Source organism: Pseudomonas sp. OG7, from assembly GCF_014192825.1.
Lineage (GTDB): Bacteria > Pseudomonadota > Gammaproteobacteria > Pseudomonadales > Pseudomonadaceae > Aquipseudomonas > Aquipseudomonas monteilii.
Genome location: NZ_JACHYK010000008.1, coordinates 73,919 through 97,443 on the forward strand (window position 1 = coordinate 73,919; position 23,525 = coordinate 97,443).

The 23,525-nt window shown below is 63.7% G+C and carries 22 protein-coding genes; 12 read left to right on the plus strand and 10 right to left on the minus strand.

All coding sequences use genetic code 11. The features are described 5' to 3' along the window. Positions 1-8: 8 nt before the first annotated feature. From FHW75_RS19875 to FHW75_RS19890, 4 genes are all read left to right on the plus strand, one after another. Positions 9-200, plus strand: a complete 192-nt coding sequence (locus tag FHW75_RS19875; protein ID WP_016711445.1) for a hypothetical protein — start codon at positions 9-11, stop codon at positions 198-200. A gap of 73 nt (positions 201-273) precedes the next feature. Further along, positions 274-663: a glycine zipper domain-containing protein gene (locus tag FHW75_RS19880; RefSeq protein ID WP_025753699.1), complete on the plus strand. Its 390-nt coding sequence runs from the start codon at positions 274-276 to the stop codon at positions 661-663. 138 nt (positions 664-801) lie between these two features. After that, positions 802-2,631, plus strand: coding sequence for an SLC13 family permease (locus tag FHW75_RS19885; RefSeq protein WP_016711447.1), 1,830 nt, complete (start codon positions 802-804; stop codon positions 2,629-2,631). A 137-nt stretch (positions 2,632-2,768) separates the two neighbouring features. Then, positions 2,769-4,193, plus strand: a complete 1,425-nt coding sequence (locus tag FHW75_RS19890) for a GGDEF domain-containing protein (RefSeq protein WP_025753698.1) — start codon at positions 2,769-2,771, stop codon at positions 4,191-4,193. Between the two features lies 1 nt (position 4,194). Here FHW75_RS19890 and FHW75_RS19895 read toward each other — a convergent pair whose 3' ends face one another. Beyond that, the gene (locus FHW75_RS19895; RefSeq protein WP_016711449.1) at positions 4,195-4,956 is read right to left on the minus strand and encodes a TSUP family transporter; all 762 of its coding nucleotides are present in this window, start codon (positions 4,954-4,956) and stop codon (positions 4,195-4,197) included. 100 nt (positions 4,957-5,056) lie between these two features. Between FHW75_RS19895 and FHW75_RS19900 the strand changes: the two genes are divergently transcribed. Further along, the gene (locus tag FHW75_RS19900) at positions 5,057-5,962 is read left to right on the plus strand and encodes a LysR family transcriptional regulator (RefSeq protein ID WP_019096765.1); all 906 of its coding nucleotides are present in this window, start codon (positions 5,057-5,059) and stop codon (positions 5,960-5,962) included. Positions 5,963-6,296: 334 nt separating this feature from the next. Here the strand turns inward: FHW75_RS19900 and FHW75_RS19905 are convergent, their stop codons facing one another. Continuing rightward, entirely contained in the window at positions 6,297-6,653 is a 357-nt protein-coding gene (locus FHW75_RS19905; RefSeq protein ID WP_019096764.1) for an SH3 domain-containing protein, read from the minus strand. A gap of 207 nt (positions 6,654-6,860) precedes the next feature. On the opposite strand from FHW75_RS19905, the gene FHW75_RS19910 reads away from it, so the two are divergent. Together FHW75_RS19910 and FHW75_RS19915 are read left to right on the plus strand one after the other, a co-directional pair. Beyond that, the gene (locus FHW75_RS19910; protein ID WP_161990001.1) at positions 6,861-7,904 is read left to right on the plus strand and encodes an alpha/beta fold hydrolase; all 1,044 of its coding nucleotides are present in this window, start codon (positions 6,861-6,863) and stop codon (positions 7,902-7,904) included. A 291-nt stretch (positions 7,905-8,195) separates the two neighbouring features. Further along, positions 8,196-8,381, plus strand: coding sequence for a hypothetical protein (locus tag FHW75_RS19915; RefSeq protein ID WP_161990207.1), 186 nt, complete (start codon positions 8,196-8,198; stop codon positions 8,379-8,381). A 92-nt stretch (positions 8,382-8,473) separates the two neighbouring features. Here FHW75_RS19915 and FHW75_RS19920 read toward each other — a convergent pair whose 3' ends face one another. The 6 genes from FHW75_RS19920 to nicC form a co-directional block, all read right to left on the minus strand. Further along, the gene (locus FHW75_RS19920) at positions 8,474-9,766 is read right to left on the minus strand and encodes an OprD family porin (RefSeq protein ID WP_019096761.1); all 1,293 of its coding nucleotides are present in this window, start codon (positions 9,764-9,766) and stop codon (positions 8,474-8,476) included. A 139-nt stretch (positions 9,767-9,905) separates the two neighbouring features. Further along, positions 9,906-11,219 carry an MFS transporter gene (locus FHW75_RS19925; RefSeq protein WP_025753694.1) on the minus strand — a complete coding sequence of 438 codons (1,314 nt, stop codon included), beginning with the start codon at positions 11,217-11,219 and terminating at the stop codon, positions 9,906-9,908. Between the two features lie 208 nt (positions 11,220-11,427). Further along, complete coding sequence (locus FHW75_RS19930; protein ID WP_016711455.1) at positions 11,428-12,069, minus strand: N-carbamoylsarcosine amidohydrolase; 642 nt, start codon at positions 12,067-12,069, stop codon at positions 11,428-11,430. Positions 12,070-12,084: 15 nt separating this feature from the next. Beyond that, on the minus strand, positions 12,085-12,837 hold the full coding sequence (locus FHW75_RS19935) for a maleate isomerase (protein ID WP_019096759.1): 753 nt from the start codon (positions 12,835-12,837) through the stop codon (positions 12,085-12,087). A gap of 13 nt (positions 12,838-12,850) precedes the next feature. Next, positions 12,851-13,657 (minus strand): N-formylmaleamate deformylase, encoded by an 807-nt coding sequence (gene nicD / locus FHW75_RS19940; protein ID WP_025753693.1) that lies wholly within the window; start codon positions 13,655-13,657, stop codon positions 12,851-12,853. Further along, positions 13,654-14,802, minus strand: a complete 1,149-nt coding sequence (gene nicC, locus FHW75_RS19945) for a 6-hydroxynicotinate 3-monooxygenase (protein WP_019096757.1) — start codon at positions 14,800-14,802, stop codon at positions 13,654-13,656. Before nicC ends, nicD begins: the two co-directional genes overlap by 4 nt. Positions 14,803-15,132: 330 nt before the next feature. Here nicC and FHW75_RS19950 point away from each other — a divergent pair, with 330 nt between their 5' ends. From FHW75_RS19950 to FHW75_RS19965, 4 genes are all read left to right on the plus strand, one after another. Continuing rightward, the gene (locus FHW75_RS19950; RefSeq protein ID WP_016711459.1) at positions 15,133-16,185 is read left to right on the plus strand and encodes a 2,5-dihydroxypyridine 5,6-dioxygenase; all 1,053 of its coding nucleotides are present in this window, start codon (positions 15,133-15,135) and stop codon (positions 16,183-16,185) included. A gap of 70 nt (positions 16,186-16,255) precedes the next feature. After that, positions 16,256-16,732, plus strand: coding sequence for a MarR family winged helix-turn-helix transcriptional regulator (locus tag FHW75_RS19955; protein ID WP_019096756.1), 477 nt, complete (start codon positions 16,256-16,258; stop codon positions 16,730-16,732). Between the two features lie 165 nt (positions 16,733-16,897). After that, the gene (locus FHW75_RS19960; protein WP_019096755.1) at positions 16,898-17,371 is read left to right on the plus strand and encodes a (2Fe-2S)-binding protein; all 474 of its coding nucleotides are present in this window, start codon (positions 16,898-16,900) and stop codon (positions 17,369-17,371) included. Then, positions 17,368-20,931, plus strand: coding sequence for a molybdopterin cofactor-binding domain-containing protein (locus FHW75_RS19965; protein WP_025753692.1), 3,564 nt, complete (start codon positions 17,368-17,370; stop codon positions 20,929-20,931). Before FHW75_RS19960 ends, FHW75_RS19965 begins: the two co-directional genes overlap by 4 nt. A gap of 3 nt (positions 20,932-20,934) precedes the next feature. On the opposite strand, the gene FHW75_RS19970 is transcribed toward FHW75_RS19965, so the two are convergent. Next, a complete protein-coding gene (locus FHW75_RS19970) occupies positions 20,935-21,573 on the minus strand; it encodes a TetR family transcriptional regulator (protein WP_019096753.1) in 639 nt (212 codons plus the stop codon). A 105-nt stretch (positions 21,574-21,678) separates the two neighbouring features. On the opposite strand from FHW75_RS19970, the gene FHW75_RS19975 reads away from it, so the two are divergent. Continuing rightward, complete coding sequence (locus tag FHW75_RS19975; protein ID WP_089230004.1) at positions 21,679-22,641, plus strand: XdhC family protein; 963 nt, start codon at positions 21,679-21,681, stop codon at positions 22,639-22,641. A gap of 104 nt (positions 22,642-22,745) precedes the next feature. On the opposite strand, the gene FHW75_RS19980 is transcribed toward FHW75_RS19975, so the two are convergent. After that, on the minus strand, positions 22,746-23,447 hold the full coding sequence (locus FHW75_RS19980) for a FadR/GntR family transcriptional regulator (protein WP_019096751.1): 702 nt from the start codon (positions 23,445-23,447) through the stop codon (positions 22,746-22,748). Positions 23,448-23,525 lie beyond the last annotated feature (78 nt).

Genomic DNA, 23,525 nt, shown 5'->3' on the forward strand with positions numbered 1-23,525 from the left:
ATATCGTGATGACCCGCCTTGCAAGCCTTTCGCTGGTTGCTGTTGTCCTGCTGACCGCAGGCTGCCACAGCCATCGCTACCATGACGACGACGACGGCTGGCGTGACCGCGACCGTGACCATCGGCACCACCATCGCCATGACCGCGACGATGATGACGATGACAATCGCCAGTACCGCGGTGACCGCTACTACCGCTGAAGCGTCTTTGCACCCCTGTCCCGCCGCCCGTTGCGCGGCACCTTAACCTGATGACTCCTTTGAGGTTCGTATCATGCGTCTGACTCTGCCTTCCCTTGCCCTCGGCCTGCTGCTGTGCCAGGGCGCTTTCGCCGGTGACGGTACTGCCGCCATTGGCGGTGGCCTGGGTGGTGCCCTGGGTAACGTTGTCGGTCAATCGATCGGTGGCAAGACCGGGGCGGCCATCGGCGCCGGCCTCGGCGGCGCAGCCGGCAGTGCGGTAGGTGCACGCAAGGGCAACCGTACCGAAGCCGCCATCGGCGGTGGCCTGGGCTCGGCCGGCGGCTCGCTGCTGGGCGGCGCGGTGGGCGGCAAGACCGGCTCTACCGTCGGTGCCGGCTTGGGCGGCGCGGCCGGTGGTGCCATCGGCAACCACCTGGGCGACAATAACGGCAGCAAGAAGCACCGCCGTCACCGTCACTGATCCGGTGACCCAAGGGGCCGCAATGCGGCCCCTTTTGTTTGGCAAACCCTGCAGCACATCAACACCCCCTTCATCACAAGCTGGCACACTGGCTGCTACTGTCTATCGTGCCCCTGTGTGAAGGAACACCCCCTCCCCATGAACCAAGAGCTGCTCTGGGTCCTCGGCCTGCTGGCCATCGTCATCCTCCTGTTCGTCATCAACCGCCCGCGCATGGACGTGGTCGCACTGCTGGTGATTCTCGCCCTGCCGCTGCTCGGCATCCTCACCGTCGAGCAAGCCCTGGCCGGCTTCAGCGACCCCAACGTGGTGCTGATCGCCGCCCTGTTCGTGATTGGCGAAGGCCTGGTGCGCACCGGCATTGCCTACCGCATCGGCGAATGGATGAGCGAGCGGGCCGGCAACAGCGAGGCGCGCCTGCTGGTGCTGCTGATGGTGGCGGTGGCCGGGCTGGGCTCGATCATGAGCTCCACCGGCGTGGTGGCCATCTTCATCCCGGTGGTGCTCAGTATCGCCGCACGCCTGAAACTCTCGCCCAGCCGCCTGATGATGCCACTGGCGTTCGCCGGCCTGATCAGCGGCATGCTCAGCCTGGTGGCCACACCGCCCAACGTGGTGGTGCACAGCGAGCTGGTGCGCAATGGCGAAGCCGGTTTCAGCTTCTTCAGCTTTACCCCGTTTGGCCTGGTGGTGCTGGTGCTGGGCATCGGCTACATGCTGCTGACCCGCCACTGGCTCAACGGCGAAGTACGCAAGGACGGCCGCGTGGAAACCCGCCGGACACTGCTGGACCTGGTGCTGGACTACAAGCTCAACGGCCGCGAACGGCGCCTGCGCATCCGCCCCCACTCGCCGCTGATCGGCCACACCCTCGGCGAGCTGGAGCTGCGTACCCGGCACGGCGCCAACGTGATCGGTATCGAACGCCAGCACAAGTTCACCACGCGGGTGATGGCTGCCGATTCCAGCACCGTGCTGCACCAGGGCGACGTGCTGCTGCTCGACCTGTTCGCCAATCGCGACGACCTGCGCAGCCTGTGCCAGACCATGCAACTGGAGCCACTTCACTTCAAGGCCGCCTATTTCATCGACCAGTCCCAGGAACTGGGCATGGCCGAGGTCTCGCTACCACCCGGGTCGCAGCTGATTGGCAAGAGCATTCTCGAACTGGCCTTCCGTACCCGCTTCGACCTCAATGTGGTCGGCCTGCGCCGCGAGCAGGCAGCGATCGAAGACCAACTGGTGGAAGAAAAGCTGCGCCTTGGCGACACGCTGCTGGTAGTCGGCCCATGGAAGGCCGTACGCCAGCTGCAAAGCAAGCCCAGGGACTTCCTGGTGCTGAGCCTGCCTGCCGAAATCGACCAGGTGGCGCCCGCCCGCACCCGCGCGCCGCAAGCACTGTTGAGCCTGGCGGTGATGGTCGGGCTGATGGTCAGCGGTGCCGTGCCCAATGTCATGGCGGCGCTGATCGGTTGCCTGCTGATGGGCGCCGGCCGTTGCATCGACATGAACAGCGCTTATCGGGCCATTCATTGGCAAAGCCTGGTGCTGATCGTCGGCATGCTGCCCTTTGCCCAGGCGCTGCAGAAAACCGGCGGCATCGACCTGGCGGTGAGCGGGCTGGTCAGCGTGCTGGGCGGGGCCGGCCCCAGTGCCATTCTCGCCTGCCTGTTTGCCGTCACGGCGGTGATTGGCCTGTTCATTTCCAATACGGCCACTGCGGTACTGATGGCGCCGGTGGCTGTCAGTACCGCTACACAGCTGGGGATGTCGCCCTACCCGTTCGCCATGACGGTGGCGTTGGCCGCATCGGCGGCGTTCATGACGCCGGTGTCATCGCCGGTCAATACGCTGGTGCTGGGCCCGGGGCAGTACCGTTTCGCCGACTTCGTCAAAATCGGCGTACCGTTCACCCTGTTGGTAATGCTGGTGACCGTGTTGATGGTGCCTTGGTTCTTCGGGCTGTGACGACACAACCGAGGAATGAAGGCAATTTGGCATTATCTCGACCGATCGGGGCAGATTGACATCAACTGCCCTGACGAAACACACTGCGGGTCATTGCCCCAGGTGCTTCAAGGCGTTGTCCTGGATTTCGTTTCCGCTTGCCGGTCGAGCCCATGGTTTTTGCTGCCCAATCGCGCTTGTTGCCTTACGTCATTCTGCTCTGCCTGACCTTTGCCCTCACCCTGGGCGGTATCCTGGCACGCCCGATCGAATCGCTGTCGCTGTTCTGGCCGGTGAATGCCGTATTGGCCGGTGTATTGCTGCGCTACCCTCGTCAGGCCACGCTTACCGGCTTTGGCCTCGTCTGGCTGGCCATGGTCGGTGCCGACCTGCTGTGCGGCAGCGCCTGGGCCCCGGCCATGTGGTTCAATCTGTGCAACCTGGGCGTGGTGGTGACCCTCTGGCAATTGCTGTCGCGCTTGCCGCGCCTGCACCGACGCATGCGTACCCCGCACGGCGTACTCAGCGTATTTGCCGCCTGCGCCGCTGCCGCCATGGTGGCGGCCAGCATGGCGGCGGCAATGGCCGCGCCCTGGTTCCAACAATCGTTGCGCGCCACTTGGCTGGCCTGGTTCAGCGAACAGTTCTCGACCAGCGTGCTGGTGCTGCCGGTGCTGCTTACTGCGCCCTCGGTGCGGGCCTTGGTGCGCGGTGGTGCCCAGGCCATCCGCCTGGCACCGCTGCTGGTGCTGCTGGCCTCGCTGGCGTTCAGCATTGCCTTTGGCGGCCCCGGGGCCATTGCCTTCCCGATTGCCGCCTTGCTGTGGTGTGCCTGGACCTATTCGCCCTTCATGGTTTCGCTGCTGGCACTCACCGCCGGCAGTACCTTGATTGTGGCGGTGGCGCAAAATCTCATGCACTTTAGCGTGCCGCAAAGCGAGCCAGGGGTGACCACGCTGATGTCGGCGCGCCTGGGCATCGCCATGCTGGTGCTTGGCCCGCTGGTGGTGGCCTGCGTCAGCCAGGCCAACCGCAGCCTGATGGCCCGCCTGGCGCACCAGGCTACCATCGACCACCTTACCGGCGTGCTCACCCGCAGTGCCTTTACCCGCCGCGCCAACGCGTTGCTGGACAGCCGCCAGCAGCATGCCCAGGCGCTGCCGCTAACCCTGATGATGCTGGACATCGACCATTTCAAGTCGATCAACGATGCCCACGGCCACGCGGTCGGTGACCAGGTGCTGCGCCAGTTCGCCAGCACCTTGCAAGACCAGTTGCACAACGATGAGCTGCTCGCGCGCCTGGGTGGCGAGGAGTTCGTCGTCATCCTCCCGGGCCTTGCGCCAGAACGGGCCAAGTTCACCGCCGAACGCCTGCGCCGCGCTGTACAGGACCTGCATGTGGTGCAGGCCGACCAGCGCCTGCAGATTACCGTCAGTATCGGCCTGGCCGGCTGCGACGCCGACCACCCGGCCCCCAGCCTGGACGCGCTGCTGGCAAGCGCCGACCAGGCGCTGTACCGGGCCAAGGCCCATGGCCGCAATCGCGTCGAGCAGGCCGAGGCGCAGCGCCAGGTGATCTGAGTCAACCGGCCAGCAAGTCCCACGACAGCTTAGCGATCAGCACGCACAACAGCACCAGGAACAGCCCGCGGACAAAGCCGGCGCCCTTGCGCACTGCCAGCCAGGTACCGGTCAGCGCGCCCAGGATGTTGCACACCGCCATGGGCAGGGCGATGGCATACAACACGTTGCCCGTCGGCACGAAGAACACCAGTGCCGCCAGGTTGGTGGCGATGTTCACCACCTTGGCCGACGCCGAGGCGTGCAGGAAGTCCAGGGCAAAGAAGCGGATGAACAGGAAGATCAGGAAGCTACCGGTGCCCGGGCCGAACAGGCCGTCGTAAAAACCGATCGCACCGCCGATCAGCACCGCCAGGCACTGCTCCTTGCGGCCGATTTGCGCAGGCTTGTGCAGGGTGCCGAAGTCTTTCTTGCAGAAGGTGTAGATGGCCATCAGCACAATCAGCACCAGCACCGCCGGGCGCATCACGCTGGGCGGCACCAGCGACACCGTGGCGGCACCGGCGAACGACATGACAAAGGCGCTGAGTGCAGCGGGTACGATCAGCCCCCAGTCCAGCGTCACCTTGCGGATAAACGACCGCGCCGCGAAGGCCGTGCCGCACACCGATGCCAGCTTGTTGCTGCCGAGCAATGCCGCTGGCTGTGCGGTGGGCAGCACATTGAACAAGGCCGGGATCTGGATCAGCCCACCGCCCCCCACGGCGGCATCGATCAGCCCAGCGGCAAAAGCGAACACGGAAAGTACAGCGATATCCATCATGATGCAGGCCCAGAGGCAGAGAAGACGCCTGCAAGGCTAATCAAAGTACCGCGCTTGTGTTGAAATGCCATATTGCGAAAACTGCAACAAGGAGCAGGCGATGGCATTGGACATGCTGCGGGAAATCCAGGCGTTCGTCAGCGTGGCACACAAGCGCAGCTTCGTCGCCGCCGCCCGCGCACTGGGGCGTTCCCCCAGCGCCGTTACCCGGGCTGTACAAACCCTGGAAGACAACGCCGGAAGCAAGCTGCTCAACCGAAACGCCAACGCCGTGACCTTGACCGAAGCCGGCGAGCGACTGTTGCCGCACGCCGAGCGCTTGCTGGATGTGCAACGCGATGCGGCCGACGAACTGGCCGCGCTCAGCGGCAATGCCCAGGGCTGGATCCGCTTTGCCGTGCCGCAGTTGCTGGGGGAGCATGTGTTGCCGCAGGTGCTTGCCGAGTTTTCTCGCGACCACCCGCAAGTGACCCTCGACGTGCAGTACAGCGACGAAGCCCTCGACCCACTGCAAGGCAAATTCGATTTCGTGGTGCGCGGCGCCTTTCCCCAATCGAGCGAGCTGATCGGCTACCCGCTTTGGCCCTATCAGCGCCACCTGTATGCCAGCCCCGCCTACCTGAGCCTGGCCGGCACACCGCAACACCCGGAAGACCTGGAGGGCCATACGCTGATCCTGCATACCGCGCCACGCATCCTCAAGGCCTGGCATTTCTGCCGTGATGGCCAGATCACCAGCCTGCGCCCCAGGCCCAGGCTGCGCCTGGGTTCGGGCGATGCGGTGTACCACAGCACCCTGGCCGGTGCCGGTATCGCCCGCCTGGCCGCCTGGGTTGGCGAAGCGCAGGTCAAAACCGGGCGCCTGGTGCGGGTGTGCCCCCAGTACCGCCTGACCTCCAGCAGCGGGCAGGACCCGCAGATGCACGCGCTATACCCTGCCGGCGAGCTGCCGGCACGGGTACGTGACTTGCTGGCGGCCCTGCGCCGAGCCGGCATGGCCCAATGAAGCAGCCACTGAAACGGCTGTTCAATTTCTGCTCAATTTAACAGAGCCCGCCGTGGGCTTGGCTTACAGCACTTTATCCACAGACCTACCCACGTTTTTTGTGGACAGATTTCCCAGCGCAAAGAATGACTTATCCCATGCGCGGGTGAACGTTGAACCTCAGCTTGGCGGAATCGTGCCAAGAAGACCAATCAGAATGGTCAGTAGCAGAAAACCACCCAGGAATAGCGCCAGCTTGCCCATTGGAACCTCTACAGTTGTGATGCGGGAATGGGCATATTCTCGGCCTTGGGCTGATACGGTTACAGATTCAGCTTTGTGGAAAAAAAGCGGATCAGATGGAAACCTGCTGAAGCTTTTCCGCAGGCAGCCAGCCCAGTTCGCCATTGCCATGGCGACGGCACCAGACCCACCCGTTGAGCGGGCGCAGCATCTGCACCCGCTGCCCGGGGTCGGCATCGAGCTCATGCGCTGAGTAATTGTCCAGTGCCCTGCCCTGGCACACGCTGATCCGCTCGATCAACTGGGCCGGTACCCAGCCAGGTTCCTGACCACTGCAGGTGCACAGGTACCAGTCCTGCCAGCCTGGCTCGCCTTCGTAGCGTGGCCCGATGTTCAGCAGCGTGCCCTTGGCGAAGCGGATGGGCCGCGGGTATTCACTGCGATGGGGTTCAATCACAACGTAATGCATGGGCCTCTCCTTGGCCGGGTAAACCTTCGATCGGTGCAACAGCGGAAAAACCACCGCTGCACCGCGTTTGTATCGTTATGTGTACCCATTGAGACCTGATACACAAGCACGTCTCCAACAGGTCAATCGGACATATCGGCGATACAGCCGTCAACTTTACTGGCACACATCAACCCGCCCCAATGGCTCATGCCAAGGAGATGCCCGATGCCTGCCCGCCACTCGACCCACACCCTGTCACGCCGCTTCAACCACGCCCTGCTGGCCTGCACCGTGCTGCCGCTCGGGCTGATGGCGACGGCTATCGCCACCGCCGCCCCCGTACAGCCCCAGCCAGCAAGCGCAGTGGCCGACAGGTTCGGCCATCTGAAACACATCAACGCAGGCGTGCTCGATGTGGCTTACGTGGAACAAGGCCCCGCCGATGGCCCGGTGGTGATCCTGCTGCACGGCTGGCCCTACGACATTCATAGCTTCGAGGAAGTTGCACCTGCCCTGGCGGCAAAAGGTTACCGGGTGTTGGTGCCCTACGTGCGCGGCTACGGCCAAACCCGCTTCCTGTCTGCGGCAACGCCACGCAATGCCCAACCCACCGCCCTGGCCAGCGATGTCGTCGCATTCATGGACGCGCTGCATATCCAGCGCGCAGTACTCGCCGGTTTCGACTGGGGTGCGCGTACTGCCGACATTGTCTCTGCGCTGTGGCCAGAGCGGGTGAAGGCCTTGGTCTCGGTCAGCGGCTACCTGATCAGCAGCCAGGAAGCCGCCAAGGCGCCGCTGCCACCCAGCGCCGAACTGCAGTGGTGGTACCAGTACTACTTCGCCACCCCACGCGGCCAGGCGGGCTACGAGCAGAACCGCCATGCCTTCGCCAAACTGATCTGGCAAACCGCCTCGCCCAAGTGGGCTTTCGATGACGCCACGTTCGAGCGCAGCGCCCAGGCCCTGGATAACCCCGATCAAGTGGCGATTACCGTGCACAACTACCGCTGGCGGCTGGGGCTGGCCCAAGGCGAAACCCGCTATGACCCGCTGGAAGCCAAGCTGGCCCGCTTCCCCGGCATCACTGTACCGACCATTGCTCTGGAGGGCGATGCCAACGGCGCCCCACACCCGCCTGCAGAAGCGTATGCAAAGCGCTTTACCGGCAAATACGAGTACCGGCTGATCAGCGGTGGCATTGGCCACAACCTGCCGCAGGAAGCGCCAAAAGCGTTTGCACAGGCGGTCGTGGATGCGGACCACTTCTAACGCGCAAGCAATTGCTACACGACGTTTCGAAGGGCATGGCAAACCATTTACAGGAAATTGTCGAGAGCCTGTAGGGACGAAACCCCGTTGTGGCTAGGTATCACGCGGGGTTCAGCCAAGATTGAATGAAACGATTTGAAATGCAGCTTGTAGGATCTTTTACCGCGCAACGTAGGAGTATTCGCCTCGAAGGGATTTCCCTGTATGAAACATCAGTTTCTGCAGCAAAATCGAGCTGCTACGGTCCGATTTTCCTACAACGGCACGGAAGCCCACCAGTGTGAGAAAAGCATGGACCCGTACAATGCCTCGGCCCTGAAGCTGCAGGAAAATTTGCTGAACCTGCGCCTTGAGCGCGATCGCCTGAAAAAGGAGGGTAAGCACAACGAGGCGGACGAGTTGGCTGAACCGATCGCCAAGATAGAGGCGGCTATCCAGCAGTTACCGGATAGCTTCAAGCCCGTGACCTTGCAGTGAGCTGTACCCTTTCCTGACTCCACAGGATTACGCTGAAACTGAAACCAGCGCAAACCTGTGGGAGCGGGCAGGTTTTTAGAGCATCTGCACCCTCAGAACAGCTTGACCGTGTAACTCAGGATCAGCCGGTTCTCATCAATGTCCGTGCGGTAATTGGAACGCGCCATCACATTGCGCACCCGTATCCCCAATCCTGCCAACGGCCCGCTTTGCACCACATAGGCCAGGTCCAGATCACGCTCCCGATCTCGTCCTTCAAAGCCCAGCCCGGTGTCCACATCCCGCCCCTTCACATAGCGCAAGGTTGACGTCAGGCCCGGAATGCCCAAGGCGACAAAGTTATAGTCGTGCCGCACCTGCCACGACCGCTCCCCCGGCGCCGAAAACTCGTAGGTCGGCAGCGTGTTGCCCATCGGGTTGGTGTTGGCGCCCACCTGGATAAAGCCGTCATCACCGCCAATCTGCTGGTACCCCACATAGAAGGTATGCCCGCCGGTCTTGGCTGAGAACAGGCTGAACAGTGCGTGATTGTCGTAATCGCCGGCAATCTTGCGCCCGTCCTCGCGGGCATCGAAGTAGCCAGCATTCACCCCCAGCGTCCAGTCACCCAACGGCTCGGCATGCTTGAAGCTGTAGAAGCGCTGCTGGTAGATGTCTTCCAGCTGCGCCTGCCATACGCCAACACTGGTGCGGTTGTCGTTGAAGGCATAGTCGGCACCCACGTAGTTGAAACGGTCGCTGGTAAAGCGTGCCAGCCGCGCCGGATTGATCGGATCGTTGACCAGCGCGTACATCTTCTGGCTGTTGGACGAGTCACGCAAGCTGGTGGAGCGGAACTGCCCGGCATTCAGGGTCAGCCCGGCAAACTCGCGGGACTCCAGCATCGCCCCTTGGTAGGTTGGCGGCAGCAGGCGCAGGTCGCTGAAAAGCAGCACGGGCAGGTTGGGCATCAGTTCGCCCACCTTCAACTCGGTCTGCGACACCTTGAACTTGATCGCCGCACCCAGGCGGCTGTATTCGTCCGCCGACTTACCGCTGTCCAGGCTGGGCAACAAGCCGGACTTGGCATGCGCCGGGCTGCTGTCGAGCTTGAAGCCAAGCAGGCCGGTAACATCGACACCGACGCCCAGCGTGCCCTGGGTATAGCCGGAGCTGGCATTGAGGATGAAACCCTGCGCCCACTCCTGGGTACGCGATTGGGTGCTCGCCCCCTTGATGTCAGCGTAGTCACGGCTGAAAAAGTAATTGCGCGCCTGCAGCGTGGCACGGGCGCCTTCGATGAAACCGGCCTCTTCAGCCGAAGCCTCGGCACACAGCGCGGCGGCAATACAACCGCCGGCCAGGCGCGCAGACGAAGAAAAACGCGGTGCAGTGGAACCTTGCATGGGGCTACTCCTGGATTCGGGCAACAGCCACCCGGCGCGGTGGCCTTGAACGGCCACCGACGTGCGGGTTGCTTTGAGAGAGGGTTGGCAGGCGGGCACCCGGCCCGCCTGCTCTGCCATTGCGTGAAGCGCTGGGCCGCTAGCGGTTGACCAGCTTCGCCGGCAAGGCAATAACCAGGAAGCAGCTGAGAATCAGGCAGCCGGCAAACACCCACAGTGCCGCGTGAGAAGTACCGGTCAGGTCAGTGACCAGGCCCATCAGCGAGTTGCTGACCAGGCCGGCGATATTGGCCACCGAGCAAGCCAGGGCGAAGCCGGTAGCCGCAGCCGTGCCCTTGAGGAAGGTGGCCGGCAGGCTGAAGAACACCGGCACTGCGCCAATGATGGCCGCCGAAGCGATGGCGAACAGCACCACGGTCATCACCAGGCTCTGGCTGAACAAGGTACTGCTGGCCATGGCAATCGCACCGATGATGAACGGCACGATGATGTGCCAGCGGCGCTCGCGGTGGCGGTCGGAGCTGGCCCCGATCATCAGCATGCCAGCCAGCGCGGCCAGGCTCGGGATGGCCGTGAGCAGGCCAATGTGGAAGGTATCACTGACGCCCGCATCACGGATGAAGGTTGGCATCCAGAAGCCCATGGCATAGGCGCTGAGCAGGATCGAGAAATCGATACCTCCCAGCATCCACACCTTCAGGTTGAAGAAGCCGTCGCGGAAGCTGTGCTTGCTGTCTTTGCCCTCGGCATCGTCAGCGGCCAGGTCTGCCGCCAGCTGGGCCTTGTCGTCATCCGACAGCCACTTGGCCTGCTGGAAGTGGTTGGGCAGTGCCCAGAACGTGAGGATGCCAAGCAGCACGCTGGGGATCGCCTCCAGCAGGAACAGCCACTGCCAGCCATGCAGTCCATGCACCTGGTCGAAATGCCCCATGATCCAGCCAGAAATCGGCCCGCCAATCACGCTGGACAACGGCAAGCCGATCATGAACAGGGCAATGATGCGCCCTCGCCGGTAGGTGGGGTACCACATGGTCAGGTAGTACAACACGCCCGGCAGGAAGCCAGCCTCGGCAGCCCCGAGCAGAAACCGCAGGATGTAGAACTGGGTGGTGGTGCTGACGAACATGGTGCAGGCCGACAGCAAGCCCCAGGTGATCATGATGCGGGCGATCCACAGCTTGGCGCCAACGCGCTGCAGGATCAGGTTGCTCGGCACTTCGAAAATGATGTAACCGACGAAGAACAGACCGGCACCCAAGCCGTAGGCTGCAGTACTGAACTGCAGGTCTTCGAGCATTTGCAGCTTGGCGAAACCGACGTTGATGCGGTCGAGGTACGCAGCGAGGTAGCAGAAGCACAGGAAGGGTATTAGCCTCCAGGTGATCTTGCTGTACAGCGCTTTGGTGCCATGGTCGATGTCACTGTGGACCGTGGTTGCATTCGCAATTGGCATTTCCTGTCTCCTGGCGGGCGACTTTGTGGTTGTTTTAAGGCCAGCAGTTTTCGACGCGCCGGGCACCCCGCGCACTATACGCGGCGCGCCCTGGCAACGCCTGAAGACCCCGAGTGCTCCTGCGGGGCGACCGCCCGGACAGCAGGCGGTCATGGACGGGCTTCCGGCACCGTTCCTTGATTGTTATTGGGTAAGGGCTGCCCGGCGTTCAGCCGGCCAGGTGCCGCAGGTGTTGCATGGCGTCTTGCCGGGTGACGACATCCCCATACTTGCTGTCGATGTCGAACAGGTTGGCTTCATGCGGGTCGTTGTGGCGGTCACCTACGCACTCGCGCACCACGATGGTTCGAAAGCCGTGCTGCATGGCGTCAACCGCACTGGCACGGATGCAGCCGCTGGTGGAGCAGCCGGCCAGCACCACGGTATCGATCCCTTGTGCATGCAGCAGCGGGGCCAGGCTAGTGCCGAAGAAGGCACTGGCGTACTGCTTGCTCAACACCACCTCCCCCGCCTGCGGTGCGACGGCCTCGCAGAAGGCAGCCAGCGGGTTGCCTTCGACCATGTCCTTCATCACTGGCGCCTTGCGCACCCACACACCGCCGTCGGCAAAATGTGGCGGCTGGTAGCGAATGTTGGTGTGCACCACCAGGGTACCGCAGTCGCGGGCCAGCGCCAGCAGGCCGGCAGCCTGCTCGACCGCCGCGACAACACCCGGGGCATACAGCGGAGCGCCAGGCGTGGTGTAACCCTGCATGAAGTCGATCATCAACAGGGCTGGCTTGCGGCCGAAGCCAATGCGCTGGCCCCAGACCCCTTGATAGTTGTCACGGGCGCTTTGTGTGTCGCTCATGTCCGCCTCCCGGTTTCAGTAAGCACCCGACAGCAAGGCACCAGCACCCGGCACGATCGGCTCCAGGTCCAGCGCCTTGAGCATGGCGTAGGTGGTGGCGATGGCCGCGGTAACCACTGGCTTGCCGGTTTGCGCCTCGACCTTGGCCACAGCTGGCAGCGACTGCATCTGCACGCAGGCCGAAAGCACCACCACATCCACGCCTTCCAGGTTCATGCCGGCGACGATGCCTGGCAGGTTGGCCGGGTCGTGGCGAGCCACGGCGAGGTTGTCGGGGATTTCCAGCGCGCGCCAGTCCTGCACGTCAAAGCCTTCCTCGCGGATGTAGTTCACCACCAGTTCGGTCAGCGGTTTCATGTACGGGGCGACGATGGCAATGCGCTTGGCCTTCATCACATGCAACGCTTCTACCAGCGCACCGGCACTGGTGATGACCGGCGCCAACGCATCATTGTCGGCGGTGGCCTGCTGCAGGCGTTTTTCCGATTGGCGGTGGTAACCCAGGCCCATGGCCATGATCGCCACCAGGCAAGCGTAGCCCAGCACATCGACCTTGGCGTCGGACAGCTCCACGGCGCAGCGGTCGGACTCGGCGTCCATCGCGGCCAGCTCTTCCTTCTTCACCTGCTTCATGCGCATGCGGCTGGAATGGAAGGTGAAGCGCTCGGGGCGGATGGCCTGGCGTGCATTGAGCATCGCCGGGATCTCGGTTTCCATGGTGGTGTTGGAACTCGGCACGATCTGGCCGATGCGGTATAGCTGGGTCATGTCTCGTGCTCCGTCAGACAAGGGGTTGGTCGAGGAAGTCGCCAAAGGCGGCGAAGAAGCCTTCAAGGTCATCCCAAGGGATCATGTGGCCGGCGTTGTCTACCCGTACCACCTGGATATCCGTCTTCAGCTCGCGGATTTCGGCTATGTCGCGGGGCTCGATCACCCCGCCGCGCCCCGCCACCATCAGCAGCGTCGGCTGGCGCACGGCAGGCAGGTCCTGGTGGATATCCACCTCGTGGAAGTCATCGAAGGCGCGCACGATTGCCGGCTCGTAACAGGTGTGCAGCCACTCGGCGCGCAGGGCCAGTTGCTCGTCGCTCCAGGTGGCACAGAAGGCGCGCATGTCGTCGCCGCTCATGCCAACCGTGGCCTGGCGGATCGAGTCGACATACCACGGCAACTTGCTCGGGTAGGCGCGGCGCCCCGGCCCGGATACCGGCGGGTCGACCAGCACCAGCCGCTGCAACCCCGGCGCCCCTTGGGCAGCAGCACGAATGGCAAAGCGCGCCCCCATCGAATGCCCGACCAGGTGATAGCTGCCCAGGCCCAGCGCAGCAGCAAACGCGGGGATGTCTGCGGCACAGGCGTCGGTGCCGTAATCCAGCCCAGGCCCGCTCTCCGACAACCCACGCCCACGCACATCCAGCACATAGGTATCGAAGTACTGGCCAAGGCGCTCGGCCACGAAGCCCCAGGTAACCGCCGGGCTGGTGATGCCCGGCACCAGGATCAGCGCCTGGCCCTTGCCGCCGTAGCGCAGAAAATGCTGGCGGATGCCATTGGCGCTGACGTTGCCGCCGGCGACGAAGGTACTCATGCCGCCTCCCCGCTTTTAAGCGGCTGCCCGTAGAGGTCGTAGCCATAGACCCAGGCCGGGTCTTCCTGGGTGTACAGCCAGGTGTTGGCGTTGGATACCGACTGCACCTGCGATGCCCGCTCCTTGCGGTTGGCCTCGTACAGGGCGAACGCGGTGCGGTGGTCGGACAGCCCGGTCTCTTGCAGGCAGCGGGTCAGCATGGCCGCATCCTCGATAGCCATGCAGGCGCCCTGGGCCATGTGCGGCTTCATCGGGTGGCAGGCGTCACCCAGCATGACCAGCCGGCCACGGCTCCACAGCGGCAACGGGTTGCGGTTGCGCAGTGGCCACTTGGTGATCGATTCGGTCGCGTCGATCAGCTTTTGCACAGTGGGATGGTAGCCCTCGAAGGCGGCGCGCATTTCCTCCTGGCTGCTGTCCACGTAGGCGCCCTGGAAGTCCCAGGCTTCATGCGGCACACCGGTGACGAAGTAATACTCGTCACGCTTGCCGGTGGTGTAGTAGACCATCATGTGGCGGTCTTCGGACCACCACTTCACGCAGGGCTCGAACACATCGGCATGCTGCGCCAGGTTCACCCCGCGGATCAGTGCCCGGTGCGCGACCCAGCCGCTGTAGTTCGGCGCTTCGGCGCCTAGCAGCTCTTCGCGGATTTTCGAGTGGATGCCATCGGCACCGATGACGATATCAGCCACGGTGTGCGTGCCGTCGGCGAAGTCCAGGCGCACCTGGTCGCCTTCGTCGACAATCTTTTGCAGGCGCTTGCCGAAGTGCACGGTGCCCGGTTTGATCGCGTCGATCTGCAGCGCGTGCAGGTCGCCACGGTGAATGGTGATGTAGGCGGCGCCGTACTCGCGACGGGCGTATTCGCCCAGCGGAATGCGCGACAGGTAATCACCGGTATTGCCGTCGCGGCTGAACCAGAAGTCCGGGTGCGAGCCCATCAGCTCCAGCTTCTGCTCCAGCCCCATGCGGCGGAAGATTTTCATCACGTTAGGGCCGATATGAATGCCCGCGCCAAGGCGGGTGAATTCCGGCGCCTGCTCGAACACCTCGACATCGAACCCGGCCTGTTGCAGCAACGTGGCGGCGGCTGCCCCACCCAGACCCGCACCGACGATTGCGATTTTCTGCCTACCCCGCATGGGTATCTCTCCTCTTGTTCTGATGTGTGGCCAGCGGTTCGACCGCCTGACGATTTAGAGCGTATACGCTGCAATTGAATTTTGAAAAGAGGGGCAGGCAAATATTTTTCAAACAGCTGATCGAAACGTGCAGCCAAAGCCCTGTTACCGTAATAACTGGGCGTATGTGTGGATAGGTAACGTTTTACAGATAACTTGCGCTTACCGGCGGGATGCGCTTTCATCTGCAAAAGTAGGGTGTACACACTATTAATTTGCACTGAGATGAAGCGCCGGGCACTGCCTTGGTGCAACACCTCTCCCCCATCAACGCCGCCCAGGAGAACCCCGATGCCGGTGAGCAATGCGCAACTGACCCAGATGTTCGAGCACGTACTGAAGCTTTCCCGCGTGGACGAGACGCAGAGCGTCGCCGTGCTCAAGAGCCACTACTCCGACCCGCGCACGGTCAACGCGGCGATGGAAGCTGCGCAGCGCCTGAAGGCCAAGGTGTATGCGGTGGAGCTGCCCGCGTTCAACCACCCCACGGCGATGGGCAACGACATGACCGCCTACTGCGGCGACACCGCACTTACCGGCAACCTGGCGGCGCAACGGGCACTGGAGGCGGCAGACCTGATCGTCGACACCATGATGTTGCTGCACTCCCCCGAGCAGGAGCAGATCCTCAAGACCGGCACGCGTATTCTGCTGGCTGTGGAGCCGCCGGAAGTGCTGGCGCGCATGCTGCCCACCGAGGACGATAAACGCCGCGTGCTGGCTGCCGAAACCCTGCTGAAGCAGGCGCGCAGCCTGCATGTGCGGTCCAAGGCCGGCAGCGACTTCCACGCCCCGCTTGGCCAGTACCCGGCCGTGACCGAATACGGCTATGCCGACGAGCCGGGGCGCTGGGACCACTGGCCGAGCGGCTTTCTGTTCACCTGGCCGAACGAGGACAGCGCCGAGGGCACACTGGTGCTGGACGTGGGCGACATCATCCTGCCGTTCAAGAACTACTGCCGCGAGCGCATCACCCTGGAGATCGAGAAAGGCTTCATCACCGGCATTCATGGCGGCTTCGAGGCCGAGTACCTGCGCGACTACATGAAGTACTTCAACGACCCCGAGGTGTATGGCATTTCGCACATCGGCTGGGGCCTGCAGCCACGCGCGCAGTGGACGGCCATGGGCCTGCACGACCGCAACGATGGCATGTGCATGGACGCCCGGGCCTTCTACGGCAACTTCCTGTTCTCCACCGGCCCCAACACCGAGGTCGGCGGCAAGCGCAAGACCCCGTGCCACCTGGACATTCCGCTGCGCAATTGCGACATCTACCTGGATGACCAAGCCGTGGTCCTGGCCGGCGACGTGGTCGCACCAGAGGAGTCGCGGGCGCGATAGGGGTTATACTGGCCGGGCGCTCCGCTCTTGGCGGCCGGCCAGCCTCTTTCCACCCAGCCCAAGCCATTCTATGTCGATAAAAACCACCCCCAGCAGCGCCCCGCTCGACAACACACCCTATGACGTTACCGAACAGGTCGGCCACTTGCTGCGCAAGGCCTACCAGCGGCACACGGCGATCTTCCAGCAGCAGGCTTGCGACCCGCAGCTGACCTCGATCCAGTTCGTCACCCTGTGCGCCCTGCGCGACCACGGCCCCAGCTCCCAGGCCGAGCTGATCAAGGCGACTGCGGTGGACCAGGCAACCATCCGCGGCATCGTCGACCGTTTGAAGGCACGCGAACTGGTGCAGTTGTCGCCAGATCCCAGCGACCGGCGCAAGGTTATCGTCGAGCTCACCGACAATGGCGCTGCCTTGCTGGACGAAATGATCCCCTGCGCCCGGCAGATCAGCGAGTTGAGCATGGGCAGCCTGAATGCCGGTGAGCGTGTGGCCATCCTGTACCTGCTGCGCAAGATGATCGACAGCGGCGAGAACGCCGGCTGACCTCAAGCTTTGGGGCTGCTACGCAGCCCCAGTCACAACTGCCCCCCAAAAAATCATCCCTGGCCTGCTTCTTGCTCACTCATTTCATGTAGTGAGTACTTACCGAACTTCTCTCCCCGTTTGAGTCCTTCGGTAGCGCAAGCAACCTCCAGAGATGAGCCAATAATGCAAACAACCCTCTCCCTGCGGGTCAACGGCCAAGCCGTCGAAACCAGCGCCGCGCCCGACACACCGCTGCTGCTGGTCCTGCGCAACGACCTGTGCCTGAACGGCCCCAAGTACGGCTGCGGCCTGGGCGAATGCGGGGCGTGCACGGTGATCATCGACGGCGTGGCTGCACGCTCGTGTGTCATCCCCTTGGCCGGCGCCGAGGGCCGTGACATCACCACCCTCGAAGGGCTGGGCAGCAAGGCCGCGCCGCACGCAGTGCAACAGGCGTTCATCGACGAACAGGCCGCCCAGTGCGGTTACTGCATGAACGGCATGATCATGACCGCCAAGGCCTTGCTCGACCGCATCCCAAACCCCAGCGACGAACAGATCCGCAATGAACTGCGCGGCAATCTGTGCCGCTGCGGCACCCACGTCGAAATCCTGCGCGCCGTGCGCCGCGCTGCCCAGACCCGGAGCAAAGCATGAACCACTCTCAACAGGTGCCCAGCCGCGACCAGTTGCTGGCCAAGACCGGCGTGTTGCTGATCGTCGACCAGATCACCCCGCCTTCCGGCCCCGTGGCCAAGGGCGTGACGCCCGTGGTCAAGGAACGCGAACTGGCATTGTTCATCGCCGTCAGCGACGACGGCCTGGTCTACGCCTTCAACGGCCACGTCGACCTGGGCACCGGCATTCGCACCTCACTGGCACAGATCGTTGCTGAAGAGCTGGACCTGCGCATGGACCAGGTTCACATGGTTTTGGGTGACACCGAACGGGCGCCGAACCAGGGCGCAACCATTGCCAGCGCCACCTTGCAGATTTCCGCCGTGCCTTTGCGCAAGGCCGCGGCCACGGCGCGGCGCTTCTTGCTGCAACAGGCCGCGCAACGGCTTGCTTGCGCCCCCGAAGCCCTGCGCATTGAAGAAGGCGCGGTAATCGCCAGCAACGGCAGCACGCTGAGCTTTGCCGAACTGGTGCAAGGTGAAAACCACCAGCTGTACATCGCCGACGATGCGCCGCTCAAGGCCATTGAGGACTACCGCCTGGTCGGGCGCAGTGCCGCACGGGTGGACATCCCCGGCAAGGCCACTGGCGAGCTGACCTACGTGCATGACATGCGCCTGCCCGACATGCTGCACGGCCGGGTCATCCGCCCACCCTACGCCGGCCACGACAGCGGCGACTTCGTCGGCAACAGCCTGCTGGCGGTCGATGAAGCCTCCATCGCCCACGTGCCCGGTGTGGTCGCGGTGGTGGTCATCCGTGACTTTGTCGGTGTGGTGGCCGAGCGCGAGGAGCAGGCCATTCGCGCCGCCCATGACCTGAAGGTCAGCTGGAAGCCCTTTACCGCCAAGCTGCCTGACCTCAGCGATGTTGCCCAGGCCATCCGCGACAACCCGCGGGTGCAGCGCACCGTGCTGGACAAGGGTGATGTCGACGGCGGCATCGCCAATGCCAGCCAACGCCTGAGCCGCAGCTACCTGTGGCCGTACCAGTTGCATGCTTCTATTGGCCCGTCGTGCGCGCTGGCCGACTTCACCGATAACCAGATCCGCGTGTGGTCCGGCACGCAAAACCCGCACCTGCTGCGCGCCGACCTGGCCTGGCTGCTGGAATGCGCCGAAGACCGCATCGAAATCATCCGCATGGAGGCTGCTGGCTGCTATGGCCGCAACTGCGCCGACGATGTGTGTGCCGATGCGGTGCTGCTGTCGCGTGCCGTGCAGCGCCCGGTGCGGGTGCAGCTGACGCGCGAGCAGGAACATGTGTGGGAGCCCAAAGGTACCGCGCAGCTGATGGAGATCGACGGCGGCCTGAACGCCGATGGCAGCGTGGCCGCCTACGACTTCCAGACCAGCTACCCGTCCAACGGCGCCCCAACCCTGGCGCTGCTACTGACCGGCGCCGTGGAACCGGTGCCGGCACTGTTCGAGATGGGCGACCGTACCTCGATCCCGCCGTATGACTACGAGCACATGCGCGTCACCATCAACGACATGACGCCGCTGGTGCGCGCCTCGTGGATGCGCGGTGTATCGGCCATGCCCAACAGCTTCGCCCACGAGTCGTACATCGATGAGCTGGCCTTCGCGGCGGGTGTAGACCCGGTCGAATACCGCCTCAAGCACCTGTCCGACCCGCGCGCCATAGACCTGATCAAGGCCACCGCCGAACGCGCCGCATGGCAGCCGCATACCCAGCCCATGCAAACGCAAGCCGAAGGTGACGTACTGCGTGGCAGGGGCTTTGCCTATGCACGCTACATCCACAGCAAGTTTCCCGGCTTCGGCGCGGCCTGGGCGGCGTGGGTGGCTGATGTCGCGGTAGACCGGCGCACCGGCGAGGTCGCCGTCACCCGTGTGGTGATTGGCCACGATGCCGGGATGATGGTCAACCCGGAGGGCGTGCGACACCAGATACACGGCAACGTCATCCAGTCCACCAGCCGCGTGCTCAAGGAACAAGTCAGCTTTGAGGAGTCGACGGTGGCCAGCAAGGAATGGGGCGGCTACCCGATCCTGACCTTCCCCGAGTTGCCAGCCATTGACGTGATGATGCTGCCGCGCCAGTACGAACCGCCGATGGGCAGTGGCGAGTCGGCCTCGGTACCCAGCGCGGCCGCCATCGCCAACGCTATTTTCGACGCCACCGGCATCCGCTTTCGGGAACTGCCGATTACGGCGGAACGGGTGCGCGCAGCGCTCGGTGGCGAGGGCCAGGAGCCTGATGCCCCCACACAGGAACACCCCACAAAGAAGCGCTCGAAGTGGTGGTTCGGCTCGCTGGCCGGGGTATTCGGCGCAGCCCTGGGCATGCTCGCCACCGCCCTGCCCTGGCGCGCTGAAATCGCCCCGGTAACCCCGCCTGGTGCCGGCAGCTGGAGCGCGGCGATGCTCGAACGCGGGCACCAGGTGGCGGCAGCCGGTGACTGCGCCGTGTGTCACACGGTCAGCGGCGGCAAGGTCAATGCGGGGGGGCTGGCGATGGAAACGCCGTTCGGGACGCTGTACAGCACCAACATCACCCCCGACCCGGAAACCGGTATTGGTCGCTGGTCATTCGCCGCCTTCGAGCGGGCCATGCGCGAAGGCATCAGCCGCGATGGCCGGCACCTCTACCCGGCCTTCCCCTACACCTCGTTTCGCAACATCAACGATGCCGACATGCAGGCGCTGTACGCCTACCTGATGTCGCAAACCCCGGTACGCCAGTCGGCGCCCGCCAACGACATGCGCTTCCCGTTCAACCAGCGGCCCCTGATGGCCGGCTGGAATGCGCTGTTTTTGCAACGCGGCGAGTACCAGCCCGACCCGCAACGCAGTGCGCAGTGGAACCGTGGCGCTTACCTGGTCGACGGACTGGGCCATTGCACGGCCTGCCACTCGCCACGCAATTTGATGGGGGCGGAGAAAGGCGGCGGCAGCTACCTTGCCGGCGGCAGGGTCGACGGCTGGGAAGCCCCGGCACTGAATGCCCTGGGCAAGTCGGCAACGCCTTGGAGCGAAGACGAACTGTTCACCTACCTGAGCACCGGTTTTTCCGAAAAGCACGGTGTGGCGGCAGGCCCGATGGGGCCAGTGGTCAGCGAGCTGGCCACATTGCCCAAAAGCGATGTACGCGCCATCGCCCATTACCTCAGCTCGCTCGACGGCGAGCCTGCGACGCTTGCAGCCAACGCTGCACCGCAAACGGATATCCAGGTGTCGCTGAGCAACGGTGAGCGGGTATTCAAGGGCGCGTGCCTGGCCTGCCACAGCGATGGCCTGGGGCCGAAGCTGTTGGGTGTCAGCCCGTCGATGGCGGTGAACAGCAACGTCCACAGCGACCTGCCGGACAACCTGCTGCGCGTGGTACTGCACGGCATACCCACCCCGGCAACCCGAGACCTTGGCTACATGCCCGGCTTCAAGGACAGCCTGTCGGACCGCCAGGTCGCCGACCTGGCGGCCTACCTGCGCCAGCGCTTCGCCGCCGACAAACCGGCCTGGCAAGGGCTGGCAGCCAAGGCCGCGCACATACGCGCCAACCCTGGCAGCCACTGAGGGTCAGCGGCGCAACCCGCGCAGGGCCAGGTCGCTGATGAAGGCCAGCCAATCGGCCTTGGCCTGCTGGTCGGCCAGGTCCACGGCCAGGAACGAGCTGAGGGTATGGCGGTTGGAATTATAGAAATAGCAGAGCGAGGCAATCATCAGGTAGGCGTGGGTGATGTCGATGTCGTTGCGGAACAGGCCCTTGGCCTGGCCCGCCTCGATGATCGGCCGCAGCACGCCGACCGCCTCGCCAGACAATGCCTTGAGGTTTTGCGACTTGCGCGCGTGCTGGCCCTGGTGAAGGTTCTCGGTGGCAAGAATGGTGACGAATTCGGGGTGGCGCACGTAGTAATCCCAGATGAACGCCACTAGCTCACGCAGGGCTTTTTCCGGGTCGTCGAGGTCGATGCGCAGCTTGGCTTCGGCCTGGTTGAAGCTGGCGTAGATGTGCTCCAGTACACTGATGAACAGCTTCTCCTTGTTGCCGAAGTAGTAATAGATCATCCGGTCGTTGGACTTGGCCAGCGTGGAGATCTGCTCGATACGCCCACCGGTGAAGCCTTCCTTGCTGAAGACCTTCACCGCGGCCTTGAGGATGTTGTCCCGGGTGCGGTCGGCCTGTTGGGCGCGTACACCGGTTTTGCGAGTTTGCATGTCGGTCCCTGTGGGGCTGGCCAGATACCCAACACTGCCACAGACGTTGGGCCATTGCGCGGCTTTTTCGGCTGGGCTGAGACGATATGAGCGAGGTAACGGAGCATGCAGCATCTCGACCTGCAGGTGATCGACAAAGCCCTGCAATGGGCCAGGGCCGGGGACACGGTGTGGCTGTGCACGGTGTTGTCCACTTATGGCTCGGCCCCTCGCTCGCCTGGGGCGATGCTGGCTTGCCGCAGCGCGCAGGATTGGGTCGGTTCATTGTCTGGCGGCTGTGTCGAAGAGGAATTTCTCGGCAACCTGGCGCAAGGTGCATTTACCCAGCAGGCACAGGTGGTGCGCTATGGCGATGGCCAGGAGCAGAGCCGGCGCTTGCGCCTGCCTTGCGGTGGCGTATTGGTGGTGCTGGTGGAGCGGCGACAGGCGGACGGCGCATGGCTGGAACACCTGCAATCGCTGCAAGGGGCGCTGTTGGGCCAGCAGCGGGTGACGCGCAAGGTCAGTTTGCCGGCAGGTGATTTCAGCTTGCATGGCGACAACAGCCTGGCCGTGCGCATGGACGAAAGCGCCGTGCATATTGGCGTCGGCCCCGTACTACGGCTGGTGCTGGCCGGGCTGTCGCCCGTCGCCGAAGCCTGCGCTGACATTGCCCGCACGCTGGGCTGCGAAGTCATCGCCTGCGACCCGCGTGAGGAGATGGCGCATGTCGAGATAGAGGGCGCACAGATGCATCGGGTGCTGCCCTCACTGTTTATCGCGGCGGGTGGTTGCCATGCAGCGACTGCCGTGGTGGCGCTGACCCACGACCCGAAAATCGATGACCTGGCGTTGATGGAGGCGGTGCATACCCCGGCGTTCTACATCGGGGCGATGGGCTCGGCGGCCACCTCGGCCCGGCGTGCCGAGCGGTTACAGCGGATAGGCGGGTTGACCGCCAAGCAGATAGAGCGACTGCACATGCCTATCGGGCTGGACCTGGGCAGCAAGTCGCCAGCGGAGATCGCGCTGGCGGTGATGGCGGATGTGCTGAGGGTGTACCGGGGCAAGGCGCGGGATGCGCTGTGAGCGGCACTAAACGAGATGGGTAGACTCGCATATGCACGCCAGCATAGGCGTAACAGTTTACGCAACCACTGCATAGAATGAACCTGTTGTAACTTTGATCACTTTTAAAAATCTTTATCCCTCTGGTGAGCGCGTGTCAGGCAGTTCATCAGGTGCAGCCGCATGGCAGCACGGGCAGCACCGGCATCCTTGCGGGTGATCGCGGCATGCACTTGCTCGCGCTCCCGCGCTTCCAGTGCCCGCTGCTCGGCATCACCCCCTGATACTGCTGGCGGGGCCGCCGCCAGCAAGGTATGCCCAAGGTGGGTCATGGTGTCGATGAAAAAGCTGTTGCCCGTGCATTGGGCTATCTGCAAGTGAAACTCGAAGTCGGTACGCATGCAGGGCACAGACTGCGTATCGACGGCCCCATCGAGCGCCGCCCGCATGGCAGCCAGTTGCTCCGGGGTTGCACGCTGGGCAGCAATGGCGGCCGCCTCGACCTCAAGGCAAAGCCGCAACTCGATGATCGCCACCGCGTTGTATGCACCGCCCATTCCGGGACTCGCACTCTGGAAGTCACCTGCCGGGATGGCGTCTACCACGAAGGTGCCGATACCACGGCGGGTTTCTACCAGGCCTTCGGCCTGCAACCGTGACATGGCCTCGCGCACCACGGTACGGCTTACGCCCCGCGCTTTGGTCACGGCTTCTTCGGTGGGCAATTTGCTGCCCGCCGGCAATTCACCCGAGAGAATCTGCTGCGACAGGTCATGCACCAGTTGCTGTGCGAGATTCAGGCGTTTTTCCGGGGGGGCAGCAGCCATTGGGCGAACCTTTGCAATACGGAAGAGCCCGGAGTATACCCGCTGCCCGGGGCCAAAACGCACTATACTGGCCGCTGC